This window comes from Photobacterium sp. OFAV2-7 (assembly GCF_022347985.1).
GTDB lineage: Bacteria > Pseudomonadota > Gammaproteobacteria > Enterobacterales > Vibrionaceae > Photobacterium.
The window spans coordinates 1-3,081 of the sequence record NZ_JAKRFQ010000659.1 but is presented as its reverse complement, the minus strand read 5'-3'; the positions used below and the strand labels follow the sequence as shown (position 1 = coordinate 3,081).

General features: G+C 43.3%; 4 protein-coding genes. All 4 read right to left on the bottom strand.

Annotation, left to right across the window (positions count from 1 at the left end):
* Nucleotides 1-508, bottom strand: a 508-nt coding sequence (locus MHN01_RS22580) for an NAD(P)H-dependent oxidoreductase (protein ID WP_239413585.1), incomplete at its 3' end; no start/stop codon positions are given.
* Between the two features lie 82 nt (nucleotides 509-590).
* The gene (locus tag MHN01_RS22575) at nucleotides 591-1,121 is read right to left on the bottom strand and encodes a Crp/Fnr family transcriptional regulator (RefSeq protein WP_239413584.1); all 531 of its coding nucleotides are present in this window, start codon (nucleotides 1,119-1,121) and stop codon (nucleotides 591-593) included.
* 234 nt (nucleotides 1,122-1,355) lie between these two features.
* Complete coding sequence (locus MHN01_RS22570; RefSeq protein WP_239413583.1) at nucleotides 1,356-2,153, bottom strand: glutathione S-transferase family protein; 798 nt, start codon at nucleotides 2,151-2,153, stop codon at nucleotides 1,356-1,358.
* Nucleotides 2,154-2,163: 10 nt separating this feature from the next.
* A partial coding sequence (locus tag MHN01_RS22565; RefSeq protein ID WP_239413582.1) for a glutathione S-transferase family protein occupies nucleotides 2,164-3,081 on the bottom strand: 918 nt, incomplete at its 5' end.

Sequence of the window (3,081 nt, the reverse complement as noted above, 5' to 3'; positions counted from 1 at the left end):
CACCGATCTTCCAGAATGTCCCCAGCAATAAAGCTTTTTTGATCGCATTACCAAACAACAGCCTATAGGCGATAGACGGTGTATTCATTGTCGTGATCATGGTTACGCCTTTCAATTTATCCAGTTTGGAAAACATGCGAGTCCCTTTGCTGTTGTAGTCATAAGCAATCCCCGGAAATATCAGTTTATCGATAAATCCTTTTGTCAGTGCAGGCATAAGCTCCCACCAAATAGGGAAAATAAATACAATATGATCTGCTCTTTCAATTCGCTGTTTGTAGTCAAGAACTTGCTCATCAAGAAGCTGCTGGGAACGTTCAGGATCGGTTCGAGCCAGAGCAAATGCCTGAAGATCTTTTCCTCTCATCACAGGGTCAAAATTGTCGTTATCGAGATGAATAAGATCAATGTCATGATTTCCTTCATCCAGCCCTCTTTTGACCGCTTTCAGAATGGCGTTACAAAAGCTCATCTCATAAGGGTGATTAAACACAATCAATACACGCATAGCTTTCTCTATGTCTCAATTAGAAAGCTTTATCTTAGAGCAGAGGAAAGAAATCAAACGATAACATATGTTATCAATGTAGCTACTTCCGACATCGAATTCGACTCAGTGAAACGGAAGTGATCCCAAGATAGGATGCAATATAGTGCTGCGGTATTAATCTAATAAGCTCTGGGTGTTCATTGGTTAATTCTTGGTATCTTTGTTGTGGTGTATCTTTGATTCGCGACAGAAACAGCCTCTGATAATGCTTTAACCTTTCACAAAGCATTTGAAAAATAGCATCTTTAAGTTCTTGAGACTGCACGATCTGCTCATTGACACATTGCTTTGAAATAGCATATACCGTCGACGGGAGAATACTCTCAACGGTATAAGGGCTAACTTCATCATACATAAAGCTTTCAAAAGAAGAGACAAATTGCCCCTCGAGAAAAAACTGAAACGATACATCTTTACCATCGTGGTTAAACCATGATCTCAGGCAACCACTTTCAACATAATAAAGCGTGTCACTCATTGAACCTTCTTCAATCACAACCTCTTTTTTCCTTAGCTCTATACGTTTCGCGTAAGGAGAGAAAGCCTGCCAGATTCGTTCTTTGTTACTCATACTGCAAATTCCGTTAAGCCGTTACTCATTATTATACGAAAATCATGGCTTACAAAATGCACATGCCAAAAAATCTTATATACATTGAAAACCACAGCCCTAAAAGACTAAATGTTTCTAGCGACCAAGCTCTACTAGTTGCTATTAAAGTCGAGCAACAAAAATACACGTATCCACCAGGTTGAGGATATCCTTCAAAGAGAGAACGTTGAAATAATGGAGTAACCATTGTTTCTACAAACGATCGCCTGTTTTGCGCACAATCTTAGTCACTACTCTTGCAATTATCCCCAGCAAAGACATAGGTACTGGCGGCAGCTCTTTTCGGTAACCATGCTTAAACGCTGGACGAGATTCAATGCGTTTCATCCAGCGCTTAACATTAGGGAAAGGTTGAAGGGAGTAGCCCAACACCTGCAACACAAACGCATTGGGAAACCAGGCAATATCAGCCAGAGAATACGTATTGCCGACCAGATATTCCCTGCCTTCCAATGCCAGCTCCAGCTTACTGAACTGATCATGTAACACAGCTTCCGCCTGCTTGATATCGCAGCCAACCAATCCTTTCCTTCTCTCTTCATGAAAACGAGTACGGTGAGGAATATGCGCTTGATAAAACGCCCAGTCTCGGGGTGTCGGAAGCCGTCCATACCCCTTGGCATATACATAGTTAACGACACCGGGTTCGTGAGAACGTCCGGCGGCATCCAACCAGTCATTCATTTGCTCTCTAAGAGAATCTTCTTTTGGGCTCAAACTCACCTCAGGAAAGGTTTCTTCTAGATAGCGCAGAATGGTAACTGACTCATGCATAGCCATACCATCATGTACGATAGCGGGTACCTCCCCCTTAGGATTGATAGCAATGTACTCATCGGTCAGCTGCTTGCTTTTCAGCAAATCAATCAGGTGTTTTTCTACTTTGAGCCCTTTTTCTTCGATAGCCAGTAAAACGCGCCCGGCACAATTCGAGAGCGGATGATAGAAAAGGTGTAGTCCTGTCATTTGTTCTGGGTTCAATGTACGCATCTTATTACCTCTACAGTGTTGTTATCTGATAGGTGGCTTTAGGAAAATGAACATGAACCCTACCCGCAACCTCTGTGTCTCTCGCCAGTATCCAACGTTCATTATCTTCGCCCACCAGGCAACCCTGTGTATCGCCCAGAAGAATATCCGTCGTTGACACTGATACACGCTTGCCTATTAATGAGCCTTGAGTCATCGAAGTGTCTATTAAACGTGGCTGGTTATTCTTGGCTGAAGTAATTGCATTGAATGGCGTAATGTCAGCCGATCTACCATGAGAAAAGCTGATCATTTTCTGATACCACTTTTCCAATTGAGGCCGGCCTTTAAACAGTACGCGCCCTTCCATTCCCATTCGAAACCAAATCAGATGAACAGCGCAAAAATCCGCATAGGTCGGTGCTGACCCATTCAGAAAGTCCTGCAGCAATCGCGTTTCTAGCTTATCAAGATACCGTTGCCACAACGCTTTACTTCTTGCTCTGTCAGGTGCCGCCGCTGTGAGCTCAGGATTACTATTTCTGAATAGATGCTTTTTATCTGCCAGGTAATTAGGTAACTGGCGCAATGGAACCTGAGACAGCAGGGCCCGTATCAACCCCAGAGGGTGTAACGAATTAAGGGAGAAATGAAAAACATCATTCTCTATATACTCAGACCATTGCCACTCTTCCTGTGACTGAAAGAACGGGTTCAGTTTTTCATTTCCTGATAGTTCAGAAATTTCAGCTGCTATGATCCGCGTATCACAAAAAATATCTGCGCCCAGCTGAACCACCGGAATTCGGCGATAACCATCGAGAAGCGGGTCAATAGACGGTCTTGGCGGGGTTAATGGCGCTTCAACAGAAAGCCAGGACAAGTTGGTGTAACCCAGCATTAGACGAATTTTCTCGGAATATGGAGAGACCGATTTATGGTGAAAAAT

What these genes read in the sequence shown, in the direction of transcription:
- MHN01_RS22575 (WP_239413584.1), bottom strand. Translation starts at nt 1,121, where the DNA reads ATGAGTAACAAAGAACGAATCTGGCAGGCTTTCTCTCCTTACGCGAAA.
- MHN01_RS22570 (WP_239413583.1), bottom strand. Translation starts at nt 2,153, where the DNA reads ATGCGTACATTGAACCCAGAACAAATGACAGGACTACACCTTTTCTAT.